The organism is Desulfurivibrio nitratireducens (genome assembly GCF_044068515.1).
Lineage (GTDB): Bacteria > Desulfobacterota > Desulfobulbia > Desulfobulbales > Desulfurivibrionaceae > Desulfurivibrio.
Window position 1 is genome coordinate 1 of record NZ_JBIPKI010000036.1, and the last position, 25,920, is coordinate 25,920.

The 25,920-nt window shown below is 63.1% G+C and carries 23 protein-coding genes and 1 pseudogene; 8 read left to right on the forward strand and 16 right to left on the reverse strand.

What is annotated here, in order from left to right; all coding sequences use genetic code 11:
- Positions 1-622: gamma-glutamyl-gamma-aminobutyrate hydrolase family protein (locus ACHHTY_RS09090; RefSeq protein WP_395493798.1), on the forward strand; the 622-nt coding region annotated here is incomplete at its 5' end.
- A 97-nt stretch (positions 623-719) separates the two neighbouring features.
- On the forward strand, positions 720-1,328 hold the full coding sequence (locus tag ACHHTY_RS09095; protein WP_395493799.1) for a superoxide dismutase: 609 nt from the start codon (positions 720-722) through the stop codon (positions 1,326-1,328).
- A 97-nt stretch (positions 1,329-1,425) separates the two neighbouring features.
- Here ACHHTY_RS09095 and ACHHTY_RS09100 read toward each other — a convergent pair whose 3' ends face one another.
- Positions 1,426-1,968: a DUF502 domain-containing protein gene (locus tag ACHHTY_RS09100; protein WP_395493801.1), complete on the reverse strand. Its 543-nt coding sequence runs from the start codon at positions 1,966-1,968 to the stop codon at positions 1,426-1,428.
- Positions 1,969-2,342: 374 nt separating this feature from the next.
- Between ACHHTY_RS09100 and ACHHTY_RS09105 the strand changes: the two genes are divergently transcribed.
- A complete protein-coding gene (locus ACHHTY_RS09105; RefSeq protein WP_395493802.1) occupies positions 2,343-2,843 on the forward strand; it encodes a TlpA family protein disulfide reductase in 501 nt (166 codons plus the stop codon).
- Positions 2,844-3,034: 191 nt separating this feature from the next.
- Here ACHHTY_RS09105 and ACHHTY_RS09110 read toward each other — a convergent pair whose 3' ends face one another.
- The 4 genes from ACHHTY_RS09110 to ACHHTY_RS09125 all read right to left on the reverse strand — a co-directional run bounded on the left by ACHHTY_RS09110 (position 3,035) and on the right by ACHHTY_RS09125 (position 6,653).
- Positions 3,035-3,403, reverse strand: coding sequence for an SHOCT domain-containing protein (locus ACHHTY_RS09110; protein WP_395493803.1), 369 nt, complete (start codon positions 3,401-3,403; stop codon positions 3,035-3,037).
- A gap of 370 nt (positions 3,404-3,773) precedes the next feature.
- Positions 3,774-5,201 carry an AsmA family protein gene (locus ACHHTY_RS09115; protein ID WP_395493804.1) on the reverse strand — a complete coding sequence of 476 codons (1,428 nt, stop codon included), beginning with the start codon at positions 5,199-5,201 and terminating at the stop codon, positions 3,774-3,776.
- A 3-nt stretch (positions 5,202-5,204) separates the two neighbouring features.
- Positions 5,205-6,155 (reverse strand): PA2778 family cysteine peptidase, encoded by a 951-nt coding sequence (locus ACHHTY_RS09120; RefSeq protein WP_395493805.1) that lies wholly within the window; start codon positions 6,153-6,155, stop codon positions 5,205-5,207.
- A 78-nt stretch (positions 6,156-6,233) separates the two neighbouring features.
- Positions 6,234-6,653, reverse strand: a complete 420-nt coding sequence (locus ACHHTY_RS09125) for a PA2779 family protein (protein WP_395493806.1) — start codon at positions 6,651-6,653, stop codon at positions 6,234-6,236.
- A 349-nt stretch (positions 6,654-7,002) separates the two neighbouring features.
- Here ACHHTY_RS09125 and ACHHTY_RS09130 point away from each other — a divergent pair, with 349 nt between their 5' ends.
- From ACHHTY_RS09130 to ACHHTY_RS09140, 3 genes are read left to right on the forward strand one after another with little or no spacing between them, the layout of a single operon-like run.
- A complete protein-coding gene (locus ACHHTY_RS09130; RefSeq protein ID WP_395493807.1) occupies positions 7,003-7,743 on the forward strand; it encodes a DUF3047 domain-containing protein in 741 nt (246 codons plus the stop codon).
- A complete protein-coding gene (locus tag ACHHTY_RS09135; protein WP_395493809.1) occupies positions 7,743-8,663 on the forward strand; it encodes an ABC transporter ATP-binding protein in 921 nt (306 codons plus the stop codon). The genes ACHHTY_RS09130 and ACHHTY_RS09135 overlap by 1 nt, the downstream gene beginning before the upstream one ends.
- Positions 8,660-9,442, forward strand: coding sequence for an ABC transporter permease (locus ACHHTY_RS09140; protein WP_395493810.1), 783 nt, complete (start codon positions 8,660-8,662; stop codon positions 9,440-9,442). Before ACHHTY_RS09135 ends, ACHHTY_RS09140 begins: the two co-directional genes overlap by 4 nt.
- An 8-nt stretch (positions 9,443-9,450) precedes the next feature.
- Here ACHHTY_RS09140 and ACHHTY_RS09145 read toward each other — a convergent pair whose 3' ends face one another.
- The 3 genes and pseudogenes from ACHHTY_RS09145 to glgX all read right to left on the reverse strand — a co-directional run bounded on the left by ACHHTY_RS09145 (position 9,451) and on the right by glgX (position 16,345).
- Entirely contained in the window at positions 9,451-10,047 is a 597-nt protein-coding gene (locus ACHHTY_RS09145) for a YceI family protein (RefSeq protein WP_395493811.1), read from the reverse strand.
- Between the two features lie 140 nt (positions 10,048-10,187).
- Positions 10,188-14,247: pseudogene (otsB, locus tag ACHHTY_RS09150) on the reverse strand (trehalose-phosphatase).
- Positions 14,237-16,345: a glycogen debranching protein GlgX gene (glgX, locus tag ACHHTY_RS09155; RefSeq protein WP_395493812.1), complete on the reverse strand. Its 2,109-nt coding sequence runs from the start codon at positions 16,343-16,345 to the stop codon at positions 14,237-14,239. Before glgX ends, otsB begins: the two are co-directional and overlap by 11 nt.
- Before the next feature lie 234 nt (positions 16,346-16,579).
- On the opposite strand from glgX, the gene ACHHTY_RS09160 reads away from it, so the two are divergent.
- On the forward strand, positions 16,580-17,650 hold the full coding sequence (locus ACHHTY_RS09160; protein ID WP_395493813.1) for an Lcl C-terminal domain-containing protein: 1,071 nt from the start codon (positions 16,580-16,582) through the stop codon (positions 17,648-17,650).
- 28 nt (positions 17,651-17,678) lie between these two features.
- Here ACHHTY_RS09160 and ACHHTY_RS09165 read toward each other — a convergent pair whose 3' ends face one another.
- Complete coding sequence (locus ACHHTY_RS09165; protein ID WP_395493814.1) at positions 17,679-18,434, reverse strand: sulfite exporter TauE/SafE family protein; 756 nt, start codon at positions 18,432-18,434, stop codon at positions 17,679-17,681.
- 586 nt (positions 18,435-19,020) lie between these two features.
- Between ACHHTY_RS09165 and ACHHTY_RS09170 the strand changes: the two genes are divergently transcribed.
- Entirely contained in the window at positions 19,021-20,094 is a 1,074-nt protein-coding gene (locus tag ACHHTY_RS09170) for a LysM peptidoglycan-binding domain-containing protein (protein ID WP_395493815.1), read from the forward strand.
- Between the two features lie 15 nt (positions 20,095-20,109).
- Here the strand turns inward: ACHHTY_RS09170 and ccoS are convergent, their stop codons facing one another.
- The 7 genes from ccoS to ACHHTY_RS09205 form a co-directional block, all read right to left on the reverse strand.
- Entirely contained in the window at positions 20,110-20,283 is a 174-nt protein-coding gene (gene ccoS, locus ACHHTY_RS09175; protein ID WP_395493816.1) for a cbb3-type cytochrome oxidase assembly protein CcoS, read from the reverse strand.
- A 75-nt stretch (positions 20,284-20,358) separates the two neighbouring features.
- Positions 20,359-22,884 (reverse strand): heavy metal translocating P-type ATPase, encoded by a 2,526-nt coding sequence (locus tag ACHHTY_RS09180; RefSeq protein WP_395493817.1) that lies wholly within the window; start codon positions 22,882-22,884, stop codon positions 20,359-20,361.
- Positions 22,885-23,110: 226 nt separating this feature from the next.
- Positions 23,111-23,638, reverse strand: coding sequence for a FixH family protein (locus ACHHTY_RS09185; RefSeq protein ID WP_395493818.1), 528 nt, complete (start codon positions 23,636-23,638; stop codon positions 23,111-23,113).
- 234 nt (positions 23,639-23,872) lie between these two features.
- The gene (locus ACHHTY_RS09190; protein WP_395493819.1) at positions 23,873-25,108 is read right to left on the reverse strand and encodes a 4Fe-4S dicluster domain-containing protein; all 1,236 of its coding nucleotides are present in this window, start codon (positions 25,106-25,108) and stop codon (positions 23,873-23,875) included.
- An 87-nt stretch (positions 25,109-25,195) separates the two neighbouring features.
- The gene (locus ACHHTY_RS09195) at positions 25,196-25,408 is read right to left on the reverse strand and encodes a hypothetical protein (protein WP_395493820.1); all 213 of its coding nucleotides are present in this window, start codon (positions 25,406-25,408) and stop codon (positions 25,196-25,198) included.
- A 109-nt stretch (positions 25,409-25,517) separates the two neighbouring features.
- The gene (locus tag ACHHTY_RS09200; protein ID WP_395493821.1) at positions 25,518-25,661 is read right to left on the reverse strand and encodes a CcoQ/FixQ family Cbb3-type cytochrome c oxidase assembly chaperone; all 144 of its coding nucleotides are present in this window, start codon (positions 25,659-25,661) and stop codon (positions 25,518-25,520) included.
- On the reverse strand, positions 25,658-25,920 hold a 263-nt coding region (locus ACHHTY_RS09205), incomplete at its 5' end, for a c-type cytochrome (protein WP_395493822.1). The genes ACHHTY_RS09205 and ACHHTY_RS09200, both read right to left, overlap by 4 nt.

Below are 25,920 nucleotides of genomic sequence, written 5' to 3' on the forward strand. Positions count from 1 at the left end.
CGGCGGCGCCGACGTGGACCCCGAACTCTACGAAAATGGTGAAAGCCCCCATGCCGATGAAATTCGGGCGGCTGAAAGCAACCTGACCCAGCGATTGTTTGGTTATGTCTTTTACCCCCTGCTCTGGTTGTTGCGGCTGCTGTTCCAGTCCCACGGGGGCACCCTGGATCTGAAGCGCGACGCGCTGGAAAAAGAGCTGATCGGCCGGGCCCTGGCCGCCGACAAGCCCATTCTGGGGATCTGTCGCGGCATGCAACTGATCAACGTGGTTCGCGGCGGCAACCTGAATCGCAACCTGGAGGGATTCTACGTGGAAACCCCCCGGGTCCGCAGCCTGCTGCCGGTGAAGCGGGTCAGCCTGGAGGCCGATTCCCGCTTGGCCCGGATTACCGGGGCCGAGACCCTGCTGGTCAACGCCTTGCACGATCAGGCCGTCGCCGCTTTGGGCCGGAATCTAAAGGTCTGCGCCCGCGAGGACAACGGGATTGTCCAGGCCATCGAAGCCACCGACCGCTGGTGCCTCGGGGTCCAGTGGCATCCCGAGTACCTGCCCCAGAAGGAAGTCCAGCAGCGGCTTTTCCAGTCCCTGGTCAGGGCCGCCGGCCGCCGGGACGGAGACTGAATCCGGGCCGGGGAACGGAACTTGACAAGCCCTCGCCGCCTGCTATGCTTTTAACAGAGCCGCGCCCCGACAGATTATTACAAGGAGGAAAACTATCATGAGTCTGAAACTGCCCGGACTGCCCTATGCCCTCAACGCCCTGGAGCCCCACCTCAGCGCCCGGACCCTGGAGTTTCACTACGGCAAGCATCACCAGGCTTACGTGGACAACGGCAACAAACTGCTGGCGGACAGCGACCTTGCCGGCCTGGCCATGGAGGAAATCATGCGGCGAACCGCCGACGATGCCGGCAAGGCCGGCATATTCAACAATGTGGCCCAGGTCTGGAACCACTCTTTCTACTGGCAGGGGATGAAGCCCGGGGGCGGCGGCCAGCCCGGCGGCAGGATTGCCGAGTTGATCAAGGCCGACCTGGGCGGCTTTGACCAATTTGTCGCCGAATTCAAGAATGCCGGGGCCACCCAGTTCGGCAGCGGCTGGGCCTGGCTGGTTCTGGCCGAGGGCAAGCTCGGGGTGACCAAAACCCCCAACGCCGAAAACCCCCTGACCCGGGGCATGGTGCCCCTGCTGACCATGGATGTCTGGGAGCACGCCTACTACCTGGACTACCAGAACCGCCGCCCCGACTACATGGCCACTTTCCTGGAAAAGCTGGTCAACTGGGATTTCGTCAACGCCAACCTGGCCAAGCTCACCTCAAGCTGAACCCGGCAAACCGGAACAAAATGTCAAGCACCCCAGCGGCCCGCGGACGCCGGCGCCGCTGGGGGCAGCCGCGGCCGGCTGGCGGGAAAGGCCGGACTTAGCGGGAGGAAACTCCGCCGGAGACGATGAGCTTCATGATTTCAGCCGGATCGGCGGCCAGGGGAGTTACCCGGTCGCGGGCGACGATGAGCAGGTTGCCGGCGAAATTGTAGGACTGGGGCAGATAGACGGCGACACTATCGGCCAGCCCCAGGTTTTGCAACTCGTCCCGGGTAATGAAACCCAGCACCCGCACCTGGTGGTCCGCGTCCAGGGCCACCTCCACCGGCTTGTTGAAGCTCTTTTTGTCGCCGACAAAGGCGTTGACCAGGTCCTTGATGGAGGTGTAGAGCAGGGCCACCAGGGGCAACCGGGCGAAAAGACGGTCCACCAGGGCGACCAGCCGGTGGGCCAGCAGGTTGGAGGTCACAAACCCCACGGCCAGAATCATCCCGATGGTCAGCAGAAAACCGGCCCCCGGCAAGGCAAAGGGGAAAATGCCATCGATCTTGGTAAAAACCAGGTAGACCACGTAAACCGTGACCACCCCCGGCACCAGAATGAGCAGGCCCTGGAGAAAGTACTGGCTGATTTTTTTCATGCTTCGGTCCTCTGGGTTGGCTTGATTGGTCCCCGGTCCGGTTCTTATGTCCCGGGCCCGGGAAGCTCGAGGTCGGCCCCGGAGCCGGCGGCTGCGGCCGGCGCCCCTAATCGGGCCGGGGTTGGTCCCTTATCAGAAGGGGCGGCGCTGCCGACTGTGTTGAATCTATACCCCAGCGACCCGGCCCTGGCAACAGAGCGGCGCCGGTTGGGTCCACCCCCCGCTTCTCTTTATCCTGCCCGCAGAAAGAAGGGAACCAGCGGCAAGGACGGCTGTCATGTTAAGAATACCTCGAGCCGCCCGGGGCCGGATCAGCGCCCAGCAACGCCGGCGGTTAAATATTCAATCCCCCCACAATCCGGGAGCCTTTTTTTATGAAGAGATTTTTATCTTTGGCAGCGATGCTTTGCCTGTTTTTCCTGCTGGCCGCCTGCAGCCGGGAGGTCGCGGAAGTAGGCGAACCGGCGCCGGACTTCAAGCTGGTCGATACCCAGGGCCGCAACTGGGAGCTGGCCGAACTAAAAGGTCAGGTGGTGTTTCTCCACTTCTGGGCCACCTGGTGCCCTTCCTGCCGGGAAGAATTGCCCTATATCCAAAGGCTCCACACCGACTTTCCCCAAGATCAGTTCAAGGTGCTGACCGTCCTCTACAGCGACGACCCGGTCCTGGCCGCCAATCTGACCGCCCGCATCGGCGCTGATTTCCCCCTCCTGGTCGACCCCAAGGCCAAGGTGGCCCAGGCTTACGGCCTGACCGGGGTGCCGGAAACCTACATCATTGACCGCCAGGGGGTCCTGCGGGAAAAAATTGTCGGCGCGGTTCCCTGGGACTCCGCCCCGGCCCGGCAGATGCTGCGGCAATATCTCGCCCCCTGAAGCGGTTCGGACCAACCGCGATAAACCGGAGTGGGCGGGATTCACCAGCAGGAACGGCAGTGTGACGGGGATTGCAACAAGGAAAAGATGGTCCTTCCCGGAGGGTCAAATTCCGCCGATCGACTGGCGAAACGCCAGCCGGTGGACTGGTTATGACACCGGCTGGCGGATCAACTTGAGCACAGGTTTTTTCAGTGCCCCAAGGCCTGTTTGCGGGCGTTGAATTCGGCCTCATCGATCTCGCCGCGGGCAAAACTCTCCCGCAACATAGTCAGGGCGCGGTCATCGCCGGCAACCGGGCCATTCCGACCGCTCCCCGAACCGGCAAAGCGCCATATCCCCCGCAACAGGGCGATAATAGCCCATAATACCAGGGCCCAGAACAGTATCATCAGCAACATGCCGAACCAGCCCATGGGACCGGCTCCCGGTCCGAACCAGCTACCGAAGCCGCACCAGCCGGAACTGCCGCCATAACCGCCAAAAGCCAATACTTCATCGGGCCTGAATACCAGTACCGCCAGCAAGGCCAAGGGGAAAATTCCGGTTAAACTTTTCATCGGTTATATCTCCTGGTGAAATTTTCGCCCGCCTCCCCGGGAAGGCGGACCCGTAAGTTGATCCCTATCCTGGGAAATATAGTAATCAAAATTCGTGCCATACCCTGCCGCAACCAAGTCAAGTCACTGCAACAGAGTAATACTTGAGGCGAAGCCGATCACCGCCGGCTGACAACTTGCCGCCTGGGCGAGTGGTTGACCTGGTTATTTTTTATCCAGTGGTGATCGAAGTGGTTATGATTTACCCGGAGCGAGAGAGCCGGCCGGTCGGGGGGCACAACGCCGGGTTGCCGATGAACCGCGGGAGCTGGGGACAGGGGGAAAACCCGGCGGGATGTCCGGGGCCATCCGGAGGATTGGCCGGCGTGGCTCAAGGCGCCGGGGGCGCCACCGAACCGGTGTAGAAAACTTCGCACTCTCCCCCGGGAAACAGTCTCGCTCCCCGTTGCAACAATCTGCGGACCGGGCCGGTAAGAGAGGCGATAATGCTCGGCTGTTCCACCACCGGGGCCTGGAAGGGCCCGTGGATTTGCTGCTTTACCACGGCACAGCCCCGGTCATCCAGCAGAGCGATGGTCAAGTTGTCAAAGCGCTCGTTGACTAAATCAAGTTTTCCCTGGAGGGCGAGGCGGTTCTCTCCGGTCGCCAAGGCCACATCCCGGGCCCGGGCCTGGCCGGCCTCGAGTTCCCAGTCGGAAACCAGGGTCCTGACCTCGCTGGCGCCGCCGCTGCCCTGGAAAATGGTGGCGAACTGGACCCCCTTGGTGGCGGCCAGGCCCACTGGCCCGACGAAAAGAAAGGCCCCCACGTCGACAAGGTTGAAGGTCTGGGTGGCTTCGAACCGGCCAATCATCCGGTCAAGATCGGTGCCGATAAAGGTGAGGTTCTCGCCCCGCAGGGCCAGCCGGCCGGCCGCGGTTCGCCGCAACTCCTCCACCTCGCTGCCGCGCATGGTCAACTGAGCGGAGAAATCCATCGACCCTCGGGCAACCTCCTGCGGGGTCAGGGTTTGTATAAACTCTTCGATCCTGAACCGCGGCAGGGAGAAATCGACGGCGTATTCGGGCTCGGCCCCGCTGAAGCGGGCCAGAATCCGCCCCTTGCCCTCGGCCCCGAAGAGCCGGATTGTGACCGGGGCAAATTCGTAACTTCCCTGCCGGCCATCCGCCGACAACGCAAGGTTGGAGCCCCTGAAATCATCGTGCCGGATTTCCTGGCAGGCGAGATCCGCTCGCAAGGCCAGGTTCTGCATGAAGTCCGGGCTGGTCTCCGGGGCCAGCTGGAGTTGGCGGACCTCGAGCCTGCAGCCCTCGGCGCTGAATTCAGTCCCCGATCGCCGGTCGAGGTAAACCAAATCCCCTTCCCGCAAGGAAATGCGCGGGGCCGTCCAAGCGGCAAGATCCTGCCGTTGCTGCTCCGGCGGTTGGAAATTGAAGCTGCCGTCAAGGCCCTGCTCGACGGTGATCCTGGCCTTTTCCACGACCACCCGGCTGATTCGGACTTCCTTTTTGAGCAGGGGCAAGGGATTAAGCCCGATCCGAATCTTTTCCGCCACCGCCAATTCGCTGTCTCGATTGCGCAGCTGAACATTCTCCAGGCTGACGAACAAGCCCGGGAAGAAACCGAAATCCAGGCGGCCACCGACCCGGACCTCCATCCCCAGGATACTGGAAGCAGTCGTCTCAATCCGTGATTTGACCGCCCCGGTATCCACCTTCTGGAGCAGCAGCAACACTCCCACGATAAAGAGAACGCCCAGGGCGCCAACGGCCAGGAGGATGATTTTTGCCAACTTCAAAATTTATTCCTCGCCAATTTCCTCCAGGGTCTGCTGGAACTGTTCCTCCAAGGGACCCCCCAGTTCGATGGCCTGCCTGATTACGGTCAGGGCCTCGGCCCGGCGACCGGTGGCCGCCAGGGCCAGGGCCAGGTTGTTCAGAGCCGGGCCATTGTCCGGCTGCAGGCTCAGGGCCCGGCGGAATGCCTCTTCAGCCCCGGCCGGATCGCCAAGCAGATAGAGCGTATTGCCCCGCCCCATCCAAGCGACAAAACTGGCTGGCCAACGAGCCAGGGCGGCGGCATAACCCCGGCTGGCGGCCGACCATTGGCTGGCCTGCTCCAGGCCGACCACCGCCGCCAGGAAAGTCTCTTCGGAGGCCGTGGCCGGTATTTGCTCCGGCGCCAGCACCAGCAGGCCCCAGGACCCGCTGCGCCGCCAGGTATTGGCAAAAACCCGGGCCGACAAGCTTGTGGCCGCTTGGGCCCCGGAATGGAGCATAAAGCTGTTCTGGTCCCGATCGTAGCCGATAACCACCGCGTAGTGCCAGCGGGGAAACCAGCTTAGACCAAGATTCTGGAGCACCAGGACGGGATGCCCCGCCGCCAGTTCGGCCAACAGAGCCTCGCCGCCGGCAATGGGATGGGCCAGGCGCCCGTGGCGCCGAGTGGCCGCGATGATGGCCGGCTGGAGACTGCCCTGCAAGTCCGGGGAGTAAACCTGGTCGGTCAGTTGGTCCGGGGTAATCTCGCGGCCGCTCCAGGTCAGGAGCATGGCCAGGGCCGCCGGCCCGCACTGATATTCTTCCTGGGCATAAAAGGGAACGGAGTCGATAAAAACCCGCTCCGGGCCGGGGTGCTCCCGGAAAGAACCAGGGAAAGAGCCGGCACAGCCGGCCAGGGTCAGCAGCAGGAAGAGGAGCAGGAGCCGGGAACGGAGATGTTCACCGGCCCGGCCGGGGAACAGCCGCGGCATTTTTGACGGAGCTGAGAGGCGGCCGCCGGCCCCGAGGGTTGACGGCCGCCTCCGGCTTGGACCCGGCAAGCGCGGGCCTCAGCGGGCGGAGCGGGTAAATGGAAATACTTTGGTGAAACCAAGGATATCGGTGATCAGCAGCACGAGGAAAATCAAAACCACCGCCCCAATGACGGCGCCCACCCCGGCACCGGCCGGCAGCCGATCCAGTTCACCGGCAATCTTCAGCACTTCCTCTTCGGTAAGAGCGGCCACCCGGCTTCTGGCTTCGGCGGGGTTGACCCCCTGGTTGATCATGGCCTGCTGGACATCCTCCCTTTCCAGGAAGGCGGCGACCCGGGCCCGGGCATCATCGGTCGCCTGGACATTGATGACCGTCTCGGTCCCGATCAGGCCGGCTTTGGCGGAATGCACGCTCATGGTCAGGTCCAGCAGCACAAATGAAACGAGCAGCAACAAACACAAAGGCTTTCCGGCGTAACTGATCAACTTTCGCATTGGTTTCCTCCTGTAAATGGGTAAATGAAGATTAGGCGCTTGGCCTGTTGGAAATGCATATCTCCTTAATAAGGGAAAGAGGGCCAGGCTGTCAACTCGAAATCGGCCGGGAGCCCGGCGGCAATCATGGCCCTCCAGGGTTAACAGCCTCGCGTTTCACAGAAATTGCATGTTAGAGTTTGTTTTTATGTTTTCGAAAATTCCCTGAACCAGGTAAAACTGTGCAGGACAGCAGCGGCACCGAGGCCTGAGCCCGTTCTGGAGCGCAAAAAGGGCCACGGCCGTGATATTGCCGGCAACAGCCGGCCGGACTTGATAATTAGTGGGTCACTGCGGGAGGAATATTGCCATGATCAGGCTTGTATCCCTCGGCTGGATGCTGCTGGCCGGCAGCTTGCTTCTGGCCCGGCCCATCTGCGCCGAACCGCTGATCCTGGGTTTTGAAAACCGGGAGCAATGGGAAAACTGGCAGGAGATCAGCTTTCCGGGCCGGGCCGGAACTCACTATGAATTCGATCCGGCCGCAGAGATGGTCTGCGCCCTGGCGATCGCTTCTGCCTCGGCCCTGGCGCATGAATTTCCCGGCCAACTGGCCGACTACCCTGTTTTGAGCTGGGAGTGGCGAATCGAGCATGTTCTCGAAAAAGGAGATGCCAGGAGCCGGCAGGGAGATGATTACGCCGGCCGCGTTTACGTCAACTTCAAACGGGATCAACGGCTGAGCAGGTGGGAGCGGGCCCGGGCCCGGATACTGGAAGTCTTTTACGGCCGGGAAATCCCCGGCCGGACCCTGAACTTCATCTGGGCCAACCGGCTGGAAATTGATGAGATCGTCACCAGCACCTACACTGCAAACGCCCGGCTGGTCGCCCTCCAGAGCGGCAACCAGCGGGCCGGGACCTGGGTGCGGGAAGAGGTAAACATCGCGGAATATTACCGCCGGGCCTTCGGCGGCGAGCCCCCCCCGATTCATTCACTGGCGCTCATGACCGACAGCGATAACACCGGGGAAACGGTGAGATCTTGCTACCGCAATATCAAGCTTGCCACCGGCAGCACGGTCCCGCCTGCTCCTGGGAGTCGGCCCTGATGGCCAAAGCAGACCCGATCATCGAAGCGGTTGAGGTGACGAAAAAATTCGGTTCCTTTACCGCCGTGGACAAGGTCAGCCTGACTGTTCGCCATGGCGAGTTCTTCGGCGTGCTAGGCCCCAACGGGGCAGGCAAAACTTCCATCATCAGAATGATGTATGGTTTTTCCCCCCTCAGCGCTGGGGTCATGAAAGTCTTCGGCCTTGATATCAGCACCGGCTGGCGGGAAATCCGCGGGCAAATCGGAGTTTGCCAACAGGACAACACCCTTGATCCTGATCTCAGCGTGGAAAAAAACCTGCTGGTTTTTGCCGGTTATTACCGGCTGGCCCAAAGCGTGGCGGCGCATAAAACCCGGGAGCTGTTGAATTTCTTTGCCTTGAGCCACAAAAGGCTGGCCCAGGTCAGCCAGCTCTCCGGCGGCATGGCCCGCAGGCTCATGCTGGCCAGGGCACTGATCAATGATCCCCGGCTGGTTATTCTGGACGAGCCCACCACCGGGCTTGATCCCCAGTCCCGCCACCAGGTCTGGGATAAGTTGCGAGAACTCCGTTCCCGCGGCCTGACCATGGTTCTGACCACTCATTACATGGAGGAAGCGGCCCATCTCTGTGACCGGCTGATCATCATGGACCGGGGCCGCATCCTGGTGGAGGGGAGCCCGGACCAACTTATCAGCGCCTATGCAGGAAAATCTATTATCGAGGTGAGCACCCCCCGGCCGGAGTTGGTGGCTTTTGTGAAGCAGCAACAGGTAAGACACGAAGAGTTGGCCAACCGGCTGATAATATATCCCGGAGCAAACGATCAGCTGAGCCGGGTGATCAGAGAAAGATTCTGTCACGAGAGATGCGTTTTCAGGAACGGTACCCTGGAAGATGTCTTCCTGCACCTGACCGGCCGGGAGTTGCGCGAATGAGAGGCCTTGATCTGTCCTGGCGTTTGTTTGGGGTCTGGCGGAGGAACCTCATTGTCTATCGCCGGATCTGGAAAGTAAATTTCCTGGTGCCGCTGTTCGAGCCTCTTTTTTACCTGGCGGCCTTCGGGGTCGGCTTGAGCGGTCTGGTCGGCGCTGTTCACCATGCCGGCGAGGAGATCAGCTATATCCGTTTTATCGCCCCCGCCCTGCTGGCCACGGCCATCATGTTCAACGCCTTCTTTGAAACCACCTACGCTTCATTTGTCCGCATGTATTACCAGAAAACCTTCGATGCCATGCTGGCCACACCCCTGTCCCTCAACGAGGTGATTACCGCGGAAATAGTCTGGGGGGCCACCAAGTCCATGCTGGCCGCGGCGATAATTCTGCTGGTCATCGCCACCCTTGGTTTGGTTAATTCTCCCCTCGCCCTGCTGGTGGTGCCCCTGGCCTTTCTCGGAGGCCTGGCTTTCGGGTCGGCCGGGATGTTTTTTACCGGAATCACTCCCAGCATTGATATGTTCAATCTGCCGATCTTTTTATTTGTCACTCCCCTTTTTCTGTTCAGCGGCACCTTTTTCCCGGTCTCGGGTCTGCCGCTGTGGGGGCAGGCTCTGGCCCTGTTTTCACCTCTTTATCACCTGGTCGAACTGACCCGCCTGCTGACCCTCGGCAAAATGGAGGCGCACCCTTTGCTGAGTCTCGGATATCTGACCGGCTTTGCCCTGGTTTTCTATTTTTTGAGCCTCAAAACCATGCGAAGAAGACTTATCAAGTAAGCCTAAAGCTATTGGTCCCGGAGAACCTCCAGGGCCACCAGGACCTCGACCTCTTGGCCCACCACCCCCATTTCTAAAAATTTACCCGAACCGACATTGTAAGCCAAACGGTCCATGGTGAAGGCGATCTCGAACCCCGCTACCAGTTCCCCCTTTTCCAGCGGGTTTTCCCGCTGGCCGTAATAGGTGAGCGGCAGCGCGACCCGCCGGGTAACATCCTTGACGGTCAGATAACCCTCGAGCAGGTAATCGTCTCCCTGCAAGTGCTTGATGGCGATGGTGGTAAAGGTCATCCGGGGAAACTTGCGGGTGTCGAAGAAATCATCCGAACGCAGGTGATCGTCCCGCCGGTTGATGTTGGTATTGATGCTGGCGACCTCGATGCTGAAGTCAAAGCGGCCGATGGTGATGTCGGCGGAGTCGAAAATCACCGTTCCGCTGAAGTTTTCGAACAGACCCCGCACGGTCACAAAAGTGTGGCGCACGTCAAAATAGATATTGGAATGATCCTGGTCGACTTCCCACCGGTGCGTCTCAGCCTGGGCAAGAGGAGCACCAAAAAGTAAGAAAACCAGAAGCGCGGCCAGGATGGTGTTCCGTTTCATGACGGATCTCCTTGGAGAAGTATTAAACAGGGTTAAGATCAAGCGCCGCCCATCGGCGCCCGGAAATCAACCGCCGAGGGTCAGGCGGGTGCCCGGGGACCAGGTCGCCCTGGTGTTTTAAGGCTTGAGTTGCGCCACCACTAGCTCTCCCGGGCCCGGTTCTCGTCCCGGTCGCGCTCCCCCGGCTTGATGAGCCGGAATTGGCACGAATCGCCGGGAGCAACCTGGCGGTAGCGGCCCCGGTAGGCGACGGTAACCAGGTTGGCGGTGAAGGAGCAACTGGAGATTCTGAGCAGCTCGTGGTTGGCCTCCACCGCCAGGATCTGCCGCCGGTAGCGCAGGCGCACCTTCAGGCGGCCGAGGTCGGCGGGCAGGGCGGGATCGAAATGGAGCACGTTGGCTCGCATCTCAATGCCGAGATAGCAGCGCTGAACCAGGTCGATGGTCCCGGCCATCGCCCCGACGTGGATGCCCTCCGCGGTGGTGCCGCCCTGGATATCGGCGATATCACTGTCCAGGGCCCGCCGGAAAAGCTCCCAGGAGCCGGACCGATCGGAACGGGCCAATACCCAGGAATGGGCGATCTGACTCAGGGTTGAGCCGTGCGAAGTACGGGCGAGATAGTATTCCACGTTGCGGGGAATGGTGTCCGGCTCGAAAGGGTAGCCCAGTTGTTCGAAAAGCAGCTTCAACTCGTCGGCGGAGAAAAGATAGAAAAGCATCAACACATCGGCCTGTTTGGAGACCTTGTAACGATTCGGGGTATCTTCTTCAGCCTCCAGAATACGGTCGAGACGCTGGATCTCGCCGTATTTCTTCTTATAAGCCGACCAGTCGAATTCCTCGAGCTCGCCATAGCCTTCAAACTGGCTGATAATGCCCCCTTCGTGCAACGGTACCCGAATTTTGCGGCTGATCTCCTGCCAGCGTTCGGGCTCTTCGGGCCGCAGGCCGATCCGTTCGTAAAGCATGTGACCATGAAAGCGCGGCAACAGGTCGAGGACATCCAGGGCCCGGCTTAAGACCCAGGCCGCCATGATATTGGTATAGGCATTGTTGTTGAGGCCCCCCTCCCGCTCGGGGTCGCGGTCGGGATAAGCGGTGTGATACTCATCGGGCCCCATGACCCCCTTGATTTCATAACGGTCGAGGGCGGGGTTGTAGGTGGCGATACTGGCCCAGAAGCGGGCGATTTCCAGCAGCATTTCGGCCCCGTAGTAATAGAGAAACTCGTGGTCGTCGGTGGCCTGGCAATAGGCCCAGATGTTGTAGGCGATGGCCGCGTTGATGTGGCGCTGGCGCTGGGAATTGTCGGGCAGCCAGCGGCCCGAGCGGGGATTGAGGTGCAGGTGCTGGGTTTCCTCCCTCCCGGTGCTGCCGCTTTGCCAGGGATACATGGCCCCGGCGTAACCCGCTTCCCGGGCCGCCCGCCGCGCTTCGGGCAGCCGCCGGTAGCGATAGCGCAGCAGGGCCCGGGTAAGAATGGGCATCCGCAGAGTCAGGAAGGGAAAGATGAAGAGTTCGTCCCAGAAAATGTGGCCGCGATAGGCTTCGCCGTGCCAGCCCCGGGCCGGCACCCCGACATCGCGGTCGACGGTATGAAAGGATACGGTCTGCAAAAGATGAAAAATATGGACCCGGAGCTTCAACTCGGAATCCCGGGCCGCATGTTCTTCCAGGGTGATGTCGCCGTCCTGCCAGAGGTGCTTCCAGGCCAGGGCATGGGGAACCAGGAGTTCCGCGAAGCGACCGGCGGCGGCCAGGGTATGCCGGGCGGCCTGGCCGGGCTCGGAAATCGCCTGATCGAAAGAACTGTGCAGGGCCAGGATTTTCTCCACCTCCACCACTTCTCCCGCAGCCAGCGGCAGGACGATTTCCTGGCTGACCTGATCAGGGCCGATCTGGGGGCGGCGCTCGGCCTCGAGCTCGACTCCGTCCCGGTAAAGCCTGGTCCGGGCGGCCTGGGCCACCTGGACCAGGGACTGATTGGTCCGCACCCGCAGGAACATGGTGTCCGGCTCGGGATGATCCTGTTCCAGGGTTTCCAGATGGCGATTGGCCAGCTTGCGGTAGCGGCGCACCCCGCTGTTGGTGACGGTCCCGTCCAGGGCGCTGCGCACCGTCAGGCGCCCCGACCAGTCCTCGGCCCGCAGTTCGACGGCAAGCCCGGCCAGATGGGGATCGGCCATGCTGACCAACCGCCGTTCGCGCCAGCTCGTGGTCCGGCCCTGCCGGTCGCGGAACCGCAGATCGCGGTGCAGCAGGCCCGCCTTAAGATCGAGGGTCTGGCGATAGGCCAGGATTTCAACCTCGTCGAGGCGAAACCATTCCCCGCCATCGATCCGGAAGGTCAGCGGCAGCCAGTTGGGCAGGTTGACCAGATCCTCGTTTTCCACCTCCCGCCCGGCGATCCTGGTCTGGAGACGGTTGTAGCCCCCGGCCAGGTAAGTGCCCGGGTAGTGGATGGGGTCGGCCGGGCTGTCGGGGGCCGCCCCCCGGGTGGCGAAATAGCCGTTGCCCAGGGTGCAAAGGGCTTCCCGCAGCCCCTCCTGCTCAGGGTCGTAATCCTCGTAAACGAAGTGCCAGGAATCCATGCGCTCTCCTTTGCATTCAGTCGCGGCCTGGCGGCCGCCCCGCTGGGCCGCGCGCCAGGCCGGCCAGCAGTTCGAGGAACCCCTTGACTTCCCCGGGGCCGGCCAGGGCGTAATCGGCGGCGGTGGGCCGAGACTCATGATCGCGCACCGCAATGCCCAGCCCACGGCCGCTCAAGGCCCGAAAGGCATGCTCATCGGTGATGTCATCGCCGATATAGAGCGGCACGATCCCGGGGTGGTCAAGGTCGAGCTGCTCCAGCAGCCAGAGGACGGCCCGGCCCTTGTGCCAGGAAATGGCGGGCTGAATTTCGAACACCTTCTTGCCGTAGCCCTGCTTTAAGCCGCGGTGGTCGGCCAGCACCTGCTCCACCACCTGCTCGATCCGCGGCAGATCGGCCTCGGCCACCCGGCGGTAATGGACGGCTATCGAAAAACGTTTGCGCTCGACGGCGTGGCCCTTGATCTCGGCCAGTTCAGTCTCTAAACGCTTTTCCGCCCGGTCAAGCTCGGGCAGGAACTCGGCCCCCTTCTCCAGGCTTTTGCTCCAGCCCTTGGGCCCGGCGATTTCAAAACCGTGACTGCCGACATAGTAGACCGAGTCGATGCCCACCAGTTTCTGCAGCATCCCGAGATCACGGCCGCTGACGATGGCAACCTTGCAGTGGCGGGCAAGCTCGGCCACCGCGGCCCGCATATCGCCAGCGAGCAGGGCCTTGGTATGATCCTCGACGATGGGGGTCAGGGTCCCGTCGTAATCGAGGAACACCGCCGGGGTTTTCTCCGCCAGGCGGTGCCGGATCCGCCCTTCTTCCTCCTCCACCGCGGGCAGATTCTGCAGGGTTTTGACCAGCAGGACATTTTCCCGGCCCAGGGCCAGCTCGCCCGGATCATGGACCACCAGCCGGGCCCCCGCTTTGCGCAGTTCGGCGCCGTAATCGCCTCGGTCGACCCCGATCACCAGACCGAAGCCGCCCCGGACCCCGGCCTCGACGCCGGCGATGGCGTCCTCCAGCACCGCGGTCCGTTTCGGAGCCACCCCCAGGCGGGTCGCGGCTTCGAGCAGCATCGCCGGCTCCGGCTTGCCGGGCAGGCCGAGGGCGGCCAGGTCACTGCCGTCGACCTTGGCCTCGAACAACCGTTCCGCGCCGGCGTTGGCCAGCACCGCGGTCGCGTTGCGGCTGGCCGAAAAAACCGCCACTTTGACGCCGCGCCGGCGCAGATCGGCAATCAGCCGCCGGGTGCCGGGATAAACCTCGACCCGGTTAGCGGCCAGCCAGGCACGAAAATACTGGTCCTTGCGGTTGCCCAGGCCACAAATGGTCTCCCGCTCCGGGGCATCGTTCTCCTCCCCGTAGGGCAGTTCGATGCCGCGGGCCTTCAGAAAGCTCCGGACCCCGTCATAGCGGGGCTTGCCGTCGACATAGCGCCGATAATCGCGATCGGGATCGAAGGGCTGCCATTCGCCGCCCTCCTGCTTAGCCCTTTGCTGCAGGTAATCGTCGAACAGGCGCTGCCAGGCGGCCACATGGGCCCCGGCGGTATCGGTAACCACCCCGTCCAGGTCGAACAGGACCGCGGCCAGCTGGGGGGCTGGATCAGGGCGCATGGCGCAGCACCATCAGGCTGCGGGCTTCGACCGCCACTGCACTGCCGGAGGCAAGCCTGGTTTCGTCATCCCGCCAGCCCTCGACGGTATCAAAGACCCGCAGCCAGCCGGCGGCCCACTCCCGGGCGGGAAGGGTAAAAGTCAGGGCTTCATGGTGGGCATTGAACACCAGATAAAAGCGGGCATCTTTGATCCTTTCGCCCCGGGGACCCGGGGTCGTAATGCTCTCGCCGTTGAGAAAAACGGCAAACGACTTGGTGCAGCCATCTTGCCAGCAGTTATCCTCCATCTCCCGGCCCTCGGGATTGAACCAGGCGATATCCGAAACTCCAACCCCGCGGATCGGCCGGCCTTGAAACCAGCCCCGGAGGTGAAAAACCGGGTGTTCCCGGTAGAACCGGAGCAGCCGGCGGCTGAAATCCAGCAGCTCGCCATCGGCCTGTTCCCAGTTAAACCAGGAAATCTCGTTGTCCTGGCAATAGGCGTTGTTGTTGCCGCCCTGGCTACGGCCGATCTCGTCGCCGCCGAGCAGCATCGGCACCCCCTGGGAGAGGAACAGGGTGGCGAGGAAATTGCGCTGCTGGCGGGCGCGCAGGTCGTTGACGGCGGGATCGTCGCTGGGTCCTTCGGCCCCGCAGTTCCAGGAGCGGTTGTCGTCGGTGCCGTCGCGATTTTCCTCGCCGTTGGCCTCGTTGTGCTTTTCGTTGTAGGAAACCAGATCCCGCAGGGTAAAGCCGTCGTGGGCGGTGACGAAATTGATGCTGGCGTAGGGCCGGCGGCCGGTGTTTTCGTAAAGATCGGAACTGCCGGTCAACCGGCCGGCAAACTCCGCCATGGTCTGATCCTGGCCGCGCCAGTAGTCGCGGACGCAGTCACGATACTTGCCGTTCCATTCCGACCACAGCGGCGGGAATTTGCCGACCTGGTAGCCCCCTTCGCCCAGATCCCAGGGCTCGGCGATGAGTTTGACCTGGCTGATCACCGGATCCTGCTGGATGACGTCGAAGAAGGCCGACAACCGGTCCACCTCGTGGAGCTCGCGGGCCAGGGTGGCGGCGAGATCGAAGCGAAAGCCGTCCACGTGCATTTCCAGCACCCAGTAGCGCAGGCTGTCCATCAGCAGCTGGAGCACATGGGGATGACGCATGTTGAGGCTGTTGCCGGTGCCGGTGTAATCCATGTAATGCCGGAGATCATCAGCCACCAGGCGGTAATAGTCGGCGTTGTCGATTCCCTTGAAGCTCAGCATGGGGCCAAGGTGATTGCCCTCCGAGGTATGATTGTAGACCACGTCCAGAATCACCTCGATCCCCGCTTGGTGCAGGGCCTTGACCATTTCCTTGAACTCGTTGACCTGGCGGCCGGGTTCGCTGGCGACCGCATATTCGTTGTGGGGGGCAAAATAGGCGATGGTGCTGTAGCCCCAGTAGTTGCGGAGCTGCTTTTCCACCAGATGGGCATAGTGGATGAACTGATGCACCGGCATCAACTCGACCGCGGTAATCCCCAGTTCCTTGAGATAGTCGATGGCGGCGGGATGGGCCAGGCCAGCGTAAGTGCCGCGCAGTTCGGGGGGAATATCGGGATGGTTGCGGGTGAACCCCTTGACGTGCAGTTCGTAGATGATGCTCTGGTGCCAGGGAGTGTCGGGACGGCGGTCATCACCCCAGTCGAAACCGGGTTCGATCACCACCGAACAGGGGACAAAGGGGGCGCTGTCCTGCTCGTTGAGCCGGTCGGGCTCGCCGAAATGGTAGGGGTAGACGGCTTCGTTCCACTGAACCTGGCCGCTGACCGCCTTGGCATAGGGATCAAGGAGCAACTTGGCCGGATTGCAGCGCAAACCCTGTTCCGGCGCCCAGGGACCGTGGACCCGGAAACCGTAGCGCTGGCCCGGTCGCACCCCGGCCAGGTAACCGTGCCAGCAGTAGGCTGTGACCTCGCGCAGATTAAGGCGGGTTTCCCGGCCCTGGCCGTCCAGGAGGCACAGTTCGACCCGCTCGGCCACGCTCGAAAAGAGGGAGAAGTTGGTGCCTTCTCCGTCGAAGAAGGCCCCCAGGGGATAGGGTTTGCCGGGCCAGATATCGAGATCGCTCATGCTTACGTCTCCCTCGCCTTAAGTTGGGTTTTAAATCGGGCTGGATACTTCGCCCTCCATCATCGCTTAAGCGGGACGGATAAATCAATATCCTTTTTGCCATGCTGCCGCCCGGCTGGCGAGTAAGGAAAGGGCAAGCAGAGCCGGGTCCAACCAACTGTTATGGGGAGAAACCTGCCCCGGCAATCCCTCGTTGCTTGACGAGCCGGGGCCCTGTGGGCTAGCATGCGCGCCATGAGCGCTGATAAAACCAACCTCCAATCCGGCGATCCCGCTTCCGACCGGCAGGCAAGGGGCTGGTTCACCCCCCTCGCCACCGGCCAGGAGCGCTGCTACGCGGCCGACGGCAGCGAGATGGCCTGCCCGGGCAGCGGCCAGGACGGGGAATTCCGTTACGGCCGCCGCTGGTCCGCTTCCCGGTTTGAGCCCCGGGATGAAATCGTGCTGGACGCCCTGACCGGCCTCTGCTGGACCCGCGACGCCAATCGCCAGGAATTTCCCGTAACCTGGCCGGAAGCCCTGGAACTGGCGGCGGCGATGAATACTGCTCGGGCTTTCGGTTATGCCGACTGGCGCCTGCCCAACCGGCGGGAGCTGCTGAGCCTGATCAGCCACCAGGCCCGCAAGCCGGCCCTGCCCGCCGGCCACCCTTTTGTCAACGTCTTTCTGGGCTGGTACTGGACCTCGACCAGCGCCGCCATCAACCCCGCCTACGCCTGGTATATCAACCTGGAAGGCGGCCGGATGTTTTATGGCCGCAAGGACCAGTATTATTTGTTCTGGCCGGTCCGGGGCCACAGCGCGGTCCTGGCCGCCACCGGCCAGCAAAACTGCCACGATCCGGCGGGCCGCCTGATGCCCTGTCCGGGCAGCGGCCAGGACGGGGAATTCCAGCATGGCTTGCGCCCGCCCAACCCCCGTTTTCGGAGCAATGACGAGATGGTGCAAGACCGCCACACCGGCTTGCTCTGGTTGCGGGACGCCAATGTTGGCCGGCGCCCGCTGGGCTGGCAAGCGGCCCTGGATGAGATAAGAGAACTCAATCGAAAAAATTTCGGCGGCCGCCGCGACTGGCGCCTGCCGTCAATCAACGCCCTGGAATCCCTGGTGGACTGCAGCCGGCACAGCCCGGCCCTGGCCGCGGGGCATCCCTTCAACAATGTGCAGGAGGTCTACTGGTCCTCCACCACCAGTTTTTTTGAAACCGACTGGGCCTGGGCCCTTTATCTGACCAAGGGAGCCCTGGGGGTCGGCTACAAACCCAACGCCGCCTTCGCGATCTGGCCGGTCTGCGGGCCCACCTGAGCGGAAAAAACCGCCCCCGGCGATCGGCTTAATGGCAGAGCGCTTCGATGAAGGGGATCCCGGCCAGGATCCAGTCGAAAATCAGCAGGTGATTATAGAGATTGTAAAGCCCGATGGCCACCACCATGACCCCGGCGGCTTGCAGCATCCGGCCCCGGGCCTTGCCGCTGAGCCAGCTGGCGGCGCTGCCGAAGAGCAGCAGGGCCGGCACCGAACCCAGGCCGAAGGCCAGCATGGTCAGAGCCCCGCGCAGGGCGTCAGCGCTCTGGGCGGCGGCGATGAACATGGCATAGAGGAAGCCGCAGGGCAGGAAACCCATCAACAGACCGACGGGCAGGGCCCGCAGGGTCGGAGGCAGGACCGCGAGCCTGGCGACCAGAGCGGTGACCAGAGTCGTGGGCGCGGGAAACTTGAGACCCATGACGTTGAGGCGGCGAAAGGCCCCGGCGGTGGCCAATCCGACCACGATGATGAAAAGGTCGGAAAAAATCAGGGCGAGGGCGGTGACCAGGACCAGGTTCTGGGTATAGGCCAAAGCCGAACCGAACCAGCCCACCAGGGCGCCCAGGGAGGTGTAAGTCAAAATCCGGCCGGTACTGTAGAGCAAGTGAAAGATGGTGCCGGCGGCGATGCTGCCGCCCGCTGCTCCGTCCCTACCCCGGCCGGGACCGCTCAAGGAGAGGGCGGCCACCAGGGGGCCGCACATCCCCAGGCAGTGGCCCGAACCGAGCAGGGCGGTGACAAAAGCCATGCCGTAGAGAGGATCCAGAGCAAACAAGTTCAACAACTTCTCCCTGGCTTCGCTATTATTAGCCAATCGACGTTTAGGTTGCAGGCCTGGCCTGCCGGGGCCCGGCGGCCCTTCCCTGCTACCTTTACGGTGCCAATAATGCTTGGCGCCGCCAGTAAAGGGGGCGGCAAAGATGGTCGCCCTTGCAATCCGGCTGGCTCAGATGCGGAAAATATTGATTAACCCTGGCCGGGCCAAGGAAATATGTTTCCCTACCCGCCCGAGTGTGATTAAAGTCATAGCCCAGGCTTCGTCAAGTCTTGCTGCCCTCGCAAGGCCCGGGACCATGCCCCCCCGCGGGTATCGTGCCTGTCTTCCCGACCTTTTGCCGCCTGTGGGGCAATGGACAATCTTCACGGTCTGCTTGACATTTAAGATTCCGCGGGGCATTTATATAATGTGAACCGACTGTCAGGCTTTTGCTCGCCCCCCTGACAGGGGCCGCGAGGCCGGGCCAAACCGCCGGATGCCGCCTGCCCTGGGTTTATGTCGCCAAACCAGGGGTTAAAAAAGCGGCTTTCATCGTCAGGCAACAACTTGATGAATCCCTTCGACTAGCTGAAAACAAGAGGAAGCAGCCATGAAAAAACTCGTTATCACTGCCGCGGTTTTAGCTTCTGTCGCTGTCATCGATCCGGGCCGGTTTCTCCAGGCGGAAGAAATGACCCGCCATACGGTTGAGAAAGGTGATACCCTCTGGGATCTGAGCGAGGGATACCTCAAGGATCCTTTTCTGTGGCCCAGCATCTGGAAACTGAACCCCTTTATTGCTGATCCGCACTGGATTTTCCCCGGCCAGGTGTTCCGCATTCCCCTGGCCCCGCCGACCCCGGCCCCGATGGCCCTGCCGGCCAAGCCCGGGGAGGCCGATGATCCTGCCCGAACCGCCCTCGCCTTGCCTGACCCGGCCGATCTCCCCAGTATCCCTTCCCGCTCCGGCCAGCCCCTGGCGATCAGGACCGGCGAGGAACCAGGGCCCGGGATGGGCCCGGCCCTCAGCCAGGAAGAGCTGGAACTGGCCCGCCAATACGACCGGGGAATCGGCATGGTCACCCGGGAACTGCCCGCCCAGGGCCGGGTGCTGGGCACCAGGCAGGGCTGGCGCCACGCCGGCGGCGAAGAACTAATCCTGGTCCAGGCCCCCGGGGCCCAGCCCGGCCAGCGGTTCGGGGTTTATCGCGATCTGGGCAAGGTCCCGGCCCTGACCTTCCGGGGAACCAGCCCGGGCCATCTGCTGGCCGACATCGCCATTGTCGAGATTGTCAGCGTCGACGCTTCCGGCCAACAGGCCGTGGTCAGCCGCTCCTTTGCCGAATTGAAGACCGACGACCTGCTGGGGCCGGTCCCCGAGCCCCCGGTGGTGCCGATTCCGCTCCCGGCCGCGGAAACCCTCTCCTTCACCGGCACCGTGGTGGCTCTCCATCACCAGCGCCAGCTGGCCGGCACCGGTGACATCGTCTATCTCGACCAGGGCGGCAATCAAGGGCTGGTTCCCGGCCTGCGCCTGGCGGTCAGGTCCGCCGCCGCCCAAGATCCGCCCCAGACCGGGGAACTCATGGTCCTGCGGGTTACCGCCGACCGGGCCGCGGCCCTGGTGACCGAAAGAAGCAACCATGCGGTCCGTACCGGCGATCAGGTCGGGCCCAACCGCTGAGCGCTCCCGGCGGGATCAGTCCCGCCGGGAACCATTTTCCCGGTCGTCGTCATCGTCGTTCATCATCCGGTATTTGGGACCTTCCGGATCATCGAACTCGCCTTTTTTCACCGCCCAGACAAAGGCCAGCCAGGCGGCAAGCCCCAGGCCCAGGGAAAGGATAATCAGCGCGATGGTTGATTCCAGCATGATCTTTGCTTCTCCCGGCCTGACGGCCGCCGCAACCATTGGTTAAATCGAACCTGGACGCTGGCCCGGAGCGGATCAGCGTGACAGGCGCAATGAATTGGCCACCACCAGGATCGAACTGGCGGCCATGGCGGCGGCGGCATATACCGGGGCCAGGTAGCCGGCGGCGGCCAGGGGCAAGGTTACCAGATTATAGGAAAAGGCCCAAAAAAGATTTTCCCGGATAATTTTCAGGCTGCGCCGGGCCAGGGCCAGGGCCGGGGCCAAATCGCCGAGCCGATCGCGAGTCAGAACCAGGCCGGCGGACCCGACGGCGATATCGGTCCCCCCGGCCAGGGCGCAACCCACCTGGGCCGCAGCCAGAGCCGGCGCGTCGTTGATCCCGTCGCCCACCATCAGCACCCGGGCCCCTTGCGAGCGCAGTTGTTCGATGATTTCCTTCTTGCCGGCCGGATCGATGGCGCTGAACACCCGGCCAATGCCGGCCTCGGCCGCCACCCGTTGAGCCACCCCGGCATTATCCCCGCTGAGCATCAGCAACTGCAAACCCCGCCGCTCAAGTTCCCGCACCAGCACCGCCGCGTCGGGCCGCAAGGTGTCATCCAGCAGAATAACCCCGACATAGCCCCGGTCCACGGCGACATGGACTTCGGTCAGGGGGGGCAAATCCGGCCCCGGCGCCGAACCGGGGCTTGCTCCCGGAGCCCGGGCCGCGGCCGGTTTCTCTTTAGGCCCCGCCTCAGCGCCGACCATCGCCGCCGACGGAACTACAATGCCCTGGTTGGCAAGAAATTCCCGGCTGCCGACAATTATTCGCCCCTCGGGGCTTTGCCCGACCATGCCGCGGCCGGCAACGGCTTTAATGGCCGACTGCTCTGCCCCCGCGCCGTCCGGAACCACTCCCCGCTCCCGGGCCGCCGTAACGATGGCCTCCGCCAGGGGATGGCTGGAACCGCTTTCCACGGCGGCCGCCAAGGCCAGCAGCCGGTCGGCCGGGGCGGCCGAACCCTCACCGCCCGGGGCGGGAACCAGGGCCACGACCTGGGGCCGGCCGGTGGTCAGGGTCCCGGTTTTGTCGAAGGCCACGTGGGTGATTTTGGCACTGGCCTCCAGGACATCGCCGCCCCGATACAGGATCCCCCGGCCGGCGGCCCGGCCGGTGGCCACCAGAACGGCAGTGGGGGTAGCCAGTCCCAAAGCGCAGGGACAGGCCACCACCAGGACGGCGATGGCCGTCAGCAGGGCCGGGCCGATCCCGATCCCCCGCCAGAGCCAGAAAATCAGGGTCACCAGGCTCAAAGCCAAAACCAGCGGCACAAAGCCGGCGGCCAGGCGATCGGCCAGGCGCTGCACCGGGGCCTTGCGGGCCTGGGCCTCTTCCACCAGGTCGGCCATCCGGGCGACAAAGGATTCCGCCGCACTTTTGGCCACCCTTACGGTCAAAGCGCCGGTCAGGTTCAGGCTGCCGCTCACCACCGGATCCCCGGGCCCCCGCTTCAGGGGCCGGGCTTCACCGCTTACCACCGCTTCGTCCACCTCGGACTCCCCGGCCAGGATGCCGCCGTCCACCGGAAAGCGTTCCCCGGGCCGGACCAGGATCCGGTCGCCGGGCCGCAAGTCGCTGCTGTCCACCCGGACTTCCCGCCCCTCTTCCAGGCGCAAGGCGGTATCGGGGGTCAGGTGCAGGAGGCGATCGACCCCCGCGGCGGCCCGGCGCCGGGCGCTGTTTTCAAAAAGCCGGCCCAGCAGGATCAGGGTCACAATCATCGCCGCGGTTTCAAAATAGACTTCGCCCCCGGCCACGGTGGCGTAGAGGCTGTAAAAATAAGCGGCTAAGACGCCAAGGGCGACCAGCAGGTCCATGTTGGGCACGCCGCTGCGCCAGGCCCGCCAGGCTCCGAGCAGAAAGGGCCAGCCGGAGTAAAAGACCACCGGGGTGGTGACCAGGGCCGCCATTACCTGCATGAAATCGCGGGCAAATTCGCTGATGCCCTGGAAATAGCCGGCATAGAGGGCCAGGGAATAGCCCATGAGCTGCATGGCCAGGAAAAAGGCGGTGCCGAAGCGCAGGAGCAGATCGCGGCTTTCGGCCTCGGCGGCCCGGTGGAGATTGTCCCGGGTGAGTACCCGGGGGCGGTAGCCCAGGCGGGCGACGGCGGCAAAGATCCGGGCCGGGGTCAGCCGCTCCGGGTCGTAACGGACCAGGACCCGGTGGCTGCCGTAATTGGCCCGGGCCTGGTAAACCCCGGCCAGATCGGCAACGATTTTCTCAATCAGCCAGACACAGGTGGCGCAACGGATGCCCTCGACCAGGAAGGCCAGTTCGTCGCCTTCGGCTCCATGCCGGACATGGCGGTCCAGTATCTTGTCATCGTAGCGGGCGGCGAAAACCTCGGCCATGCCGCCGGGATCCTGCCAGGAGCGTTTGCGGTAATAATCGCCGAGGCCGGCCCCGGTGATGATCAACCAGGCTCCCAGACAGCCCCGGCAGCAGAAACGGTATTGGCTCCCGGCGCGTTCACTTTGGAACCCGCCATCGGCCGGCAAAGGATCCCGGCAATGATGGCAAGAAGCCAGAGCCCCTCCGTCATCCTCCATCATCGCAACCACGCTTCCCGGATTCTCCCGCAGTGGAGTGATCGCCGCCTCGCCTCATTGCCAGTCACTTCAGTCGCTTCCTCCTGCCAGTAAAACCGGACTGAATCCGGATATTCCACCTGAGCTTGGCGCGGTCCCCGGGTTCGGACGATAGCCCGGCCTGCTTGCCGCGGGGTACGCGGCGCCGTTCCGCTTGCCTCAACCCGCGGCCCTGCGGCAAGTTTTCGTTTCAGAGGGCCAGCTCCCCCCACTGGCCTGCGCTGACCCGGAACCGGCGATCCAAGCGGGCTTCCGCGGTGGCCGCCGACAACAAGAGTTCCACCGGATTGACTGGCACCTCGACCACCCTGGCCTGATAAACCCCCGGGGAGCTCTCAGCCAGGGTCACCTGCCAGAACTGGTCGTTGACCCCATTCCGGCGCGAACTCCGAATAGTGACCCGGCTGCCGCCGACCGGAGCACCGTCGCCATCGAGCAGGCGGGCCTGGAGCAACTCGCCCTCCCGGGCCAGCAGTACCTGCCAGCCAGCCGCGGCGGCGGCTCGCCAGGCCCGTTCCTCTGCATGGTAGCCTTGGCCGCTGCGATAGTAATCGGGATCGACCACCGGGCTTACCCGAGCCCCGGCCTGGTATATGGACCAGCTGCTGAAGAGCAGGAAGGCCAGGAAAAGGCCGCCCAGCAGCAGGGGCCAACGGTAACGGGCCGCCGCCGGCCAACGGGTGGAGCCGGAATCATTCAGGGGTTTGGCAATCTGCATGGTCTGGGTCCTCTGACTCCCGTTGCCATCACGGAAGGTTTGTGGTTGCAGGGTCGGCGGGTTGCGGAGTGACCGGTGCAGCCTTACCGGTTGCAGAAGGTCGCAGGAGCTTTAGGCAACCTTCCCCTGATGATATTTGCAGCCCGGTTTCAGAGATTTACTGCCCCGGCTGGCGATAAACCATAAACTTAATCTTCCACTTTTTACCATTTATCAGCTGGATAACCGAAAAAATTACCAGGTGATACTCACCGGGGCATGTTCCCGCTCAGCCCGATCCACCAGCAAAAAGGTCAGAAATTTAACCTCTCCGGCCGCGGCCGGCGGCAGGACCACGGCGAAAAGCAGTTGGCGCCGCTCACCGGCCTCCAGGACGAAGAAATCAGCTCCCTGGCCGATCACCGGCCCCGCCGGGTCCTCGGGAAAGGAGTTGCCGGCCCGGCCCCGGACCACCAGGCGATATTCCGCCGCCATGGCGGTCCGGTTGGCCACCTGGGCCCGGAAACGGTGGATAGCCGGGCCCGCCGCCGGCGCCTCGGCCGTCACCAGCCGGGCCACCTGCAGACTGACGGCCTGGCGCTGGCCGGCCAGGTAAAAAAAGGCCGTCAGGCTGAGGAGGAAAACCAGCCCCACCAGCAACAGCCGCGGAGTCAGGAGGGCCTGCCGGTTGCCGTCATCCCAACCGAAGCGATACTGGATCAGGCCCGGCCGCCCCGGTTCAACCCGGGCCATGACCCGGCGGCAGGCGTCACGGCAGTTGCCGCAATTGATGCATTCCACCTGGAAGCCCCGGCGGATATCAATCCCCATCGGGCAGGCCCGCACGCAGGAACGGCAGTCGAGGCAGCGCCGCTCATGATCGGCGGTGACCCCCAGGGTCAGGGTGCCCCGGTCGAGCAGAATGGCCTGGAAACGCCCATAGGGGCAAAAATCCCGGCAGGCCAGGCGCCGAACCAGGGCCAGGTCGCAATAGACCAAAACCGTCAGGACCAGGGTAAAGCCCAGGGGCCAGGACCCCAACTCCCCGGCCCGCAGCTGCTGCCAGTAAATTTCCGGGGCGACAAAATACCAGACCAGGGTCAATCCAACCAGCAGGGCCAGCAACAAATAAAAGGCCTGCAACGCCGGGCGACGAAACCAGGAACCGCCGAGGCCGGCGGGCTCGACCCGCAAACCCAGGCGGCGGGCCAGCCATTCGGCCAGGTTGTTCAGCCAGGTCTGGGGACAGCACCAGCCGCACCAGACCCGGCCCAGGACCATGGTCAGCAGCAGCAAGAAGAACAGCAGGGCCAGCAGAACCAGGCCCAGCAGGTAAAACTCTTCCAGCCGCAGTTGCCGCCCGAAAAAATAAAGGGTCCAGGACGGGATGTCCAGGCGCAGCAGGCTGACGCCCTCCCAACGGAGGAAAGGCAGGCTGAAAAAGAGCAGCGCCCCGAGCCATTGACCGGCACGCCGCCAGGGCCGAATCATGGGCGACCTTCAGCTGGCAGCTGACCAATTCTTTTAACGATGGATAACTGTTGGGCCCGGCACCAGCTTTTCCTGGGCCCACTCCAACTAGCGGGTTACCGCCGTTTCCTGATGGACCGACATTTTCCGGGCGAATTCGTCGCTGGAACTCCAGCCGCTGAGGAGAAAATAGGCCGTGAAAAAAATTGCCCAGACCACCAGTCCGCCATAGAGCAATTTAAAATAAAACGGCGGCGCGGCGTGTCCTTCCTTGATGCCGTCGCTGTGGGGACCAGCCTGGGGGGTTGATGCCTTGCTCATTGTCCTACCTCTCTTAAACCTTTAGATCAGCGTCACTCAATAGTGATCGGCAAAGCCGGCCTTGGGCCGGATATCAAACAAAAGCCGAACCAGCAACGGGGGCGGCAAATTATTCGTCCGGCTCAAGCATCCGTTTTTTGGGTTCCTCCAGCCTTTTTTTGCGTTTGCCGCTGAAGGTCCAGACCACGATGGCGGCAAAAATCGCGAAAAGGCCGAAGGTGATCGCCAGATAGAGAATCCCCGCCCCGCTCATCGCTCCGCCTCCCCATTGGTGATATAGCTGACGATTTGCCAGATCCGCTCGGCACCCAGGGAAGCAAAGCCCGGCATCCCGGCGGCCAGGCGGCCGTCATGGATGAGTTCAAAGAGCTTCTCGTCGCTCTCCGCCCAGCCGGAGAGATCCGGGGCAAAGCCCCCCTTGAGACCAGGACCGTGGCAGGCCACACACCTCTGATTATAGAAATCCCGCCCGGCCCGGATGGCCGCTGCGTCATCGCGGTAGGGGTTGCCGG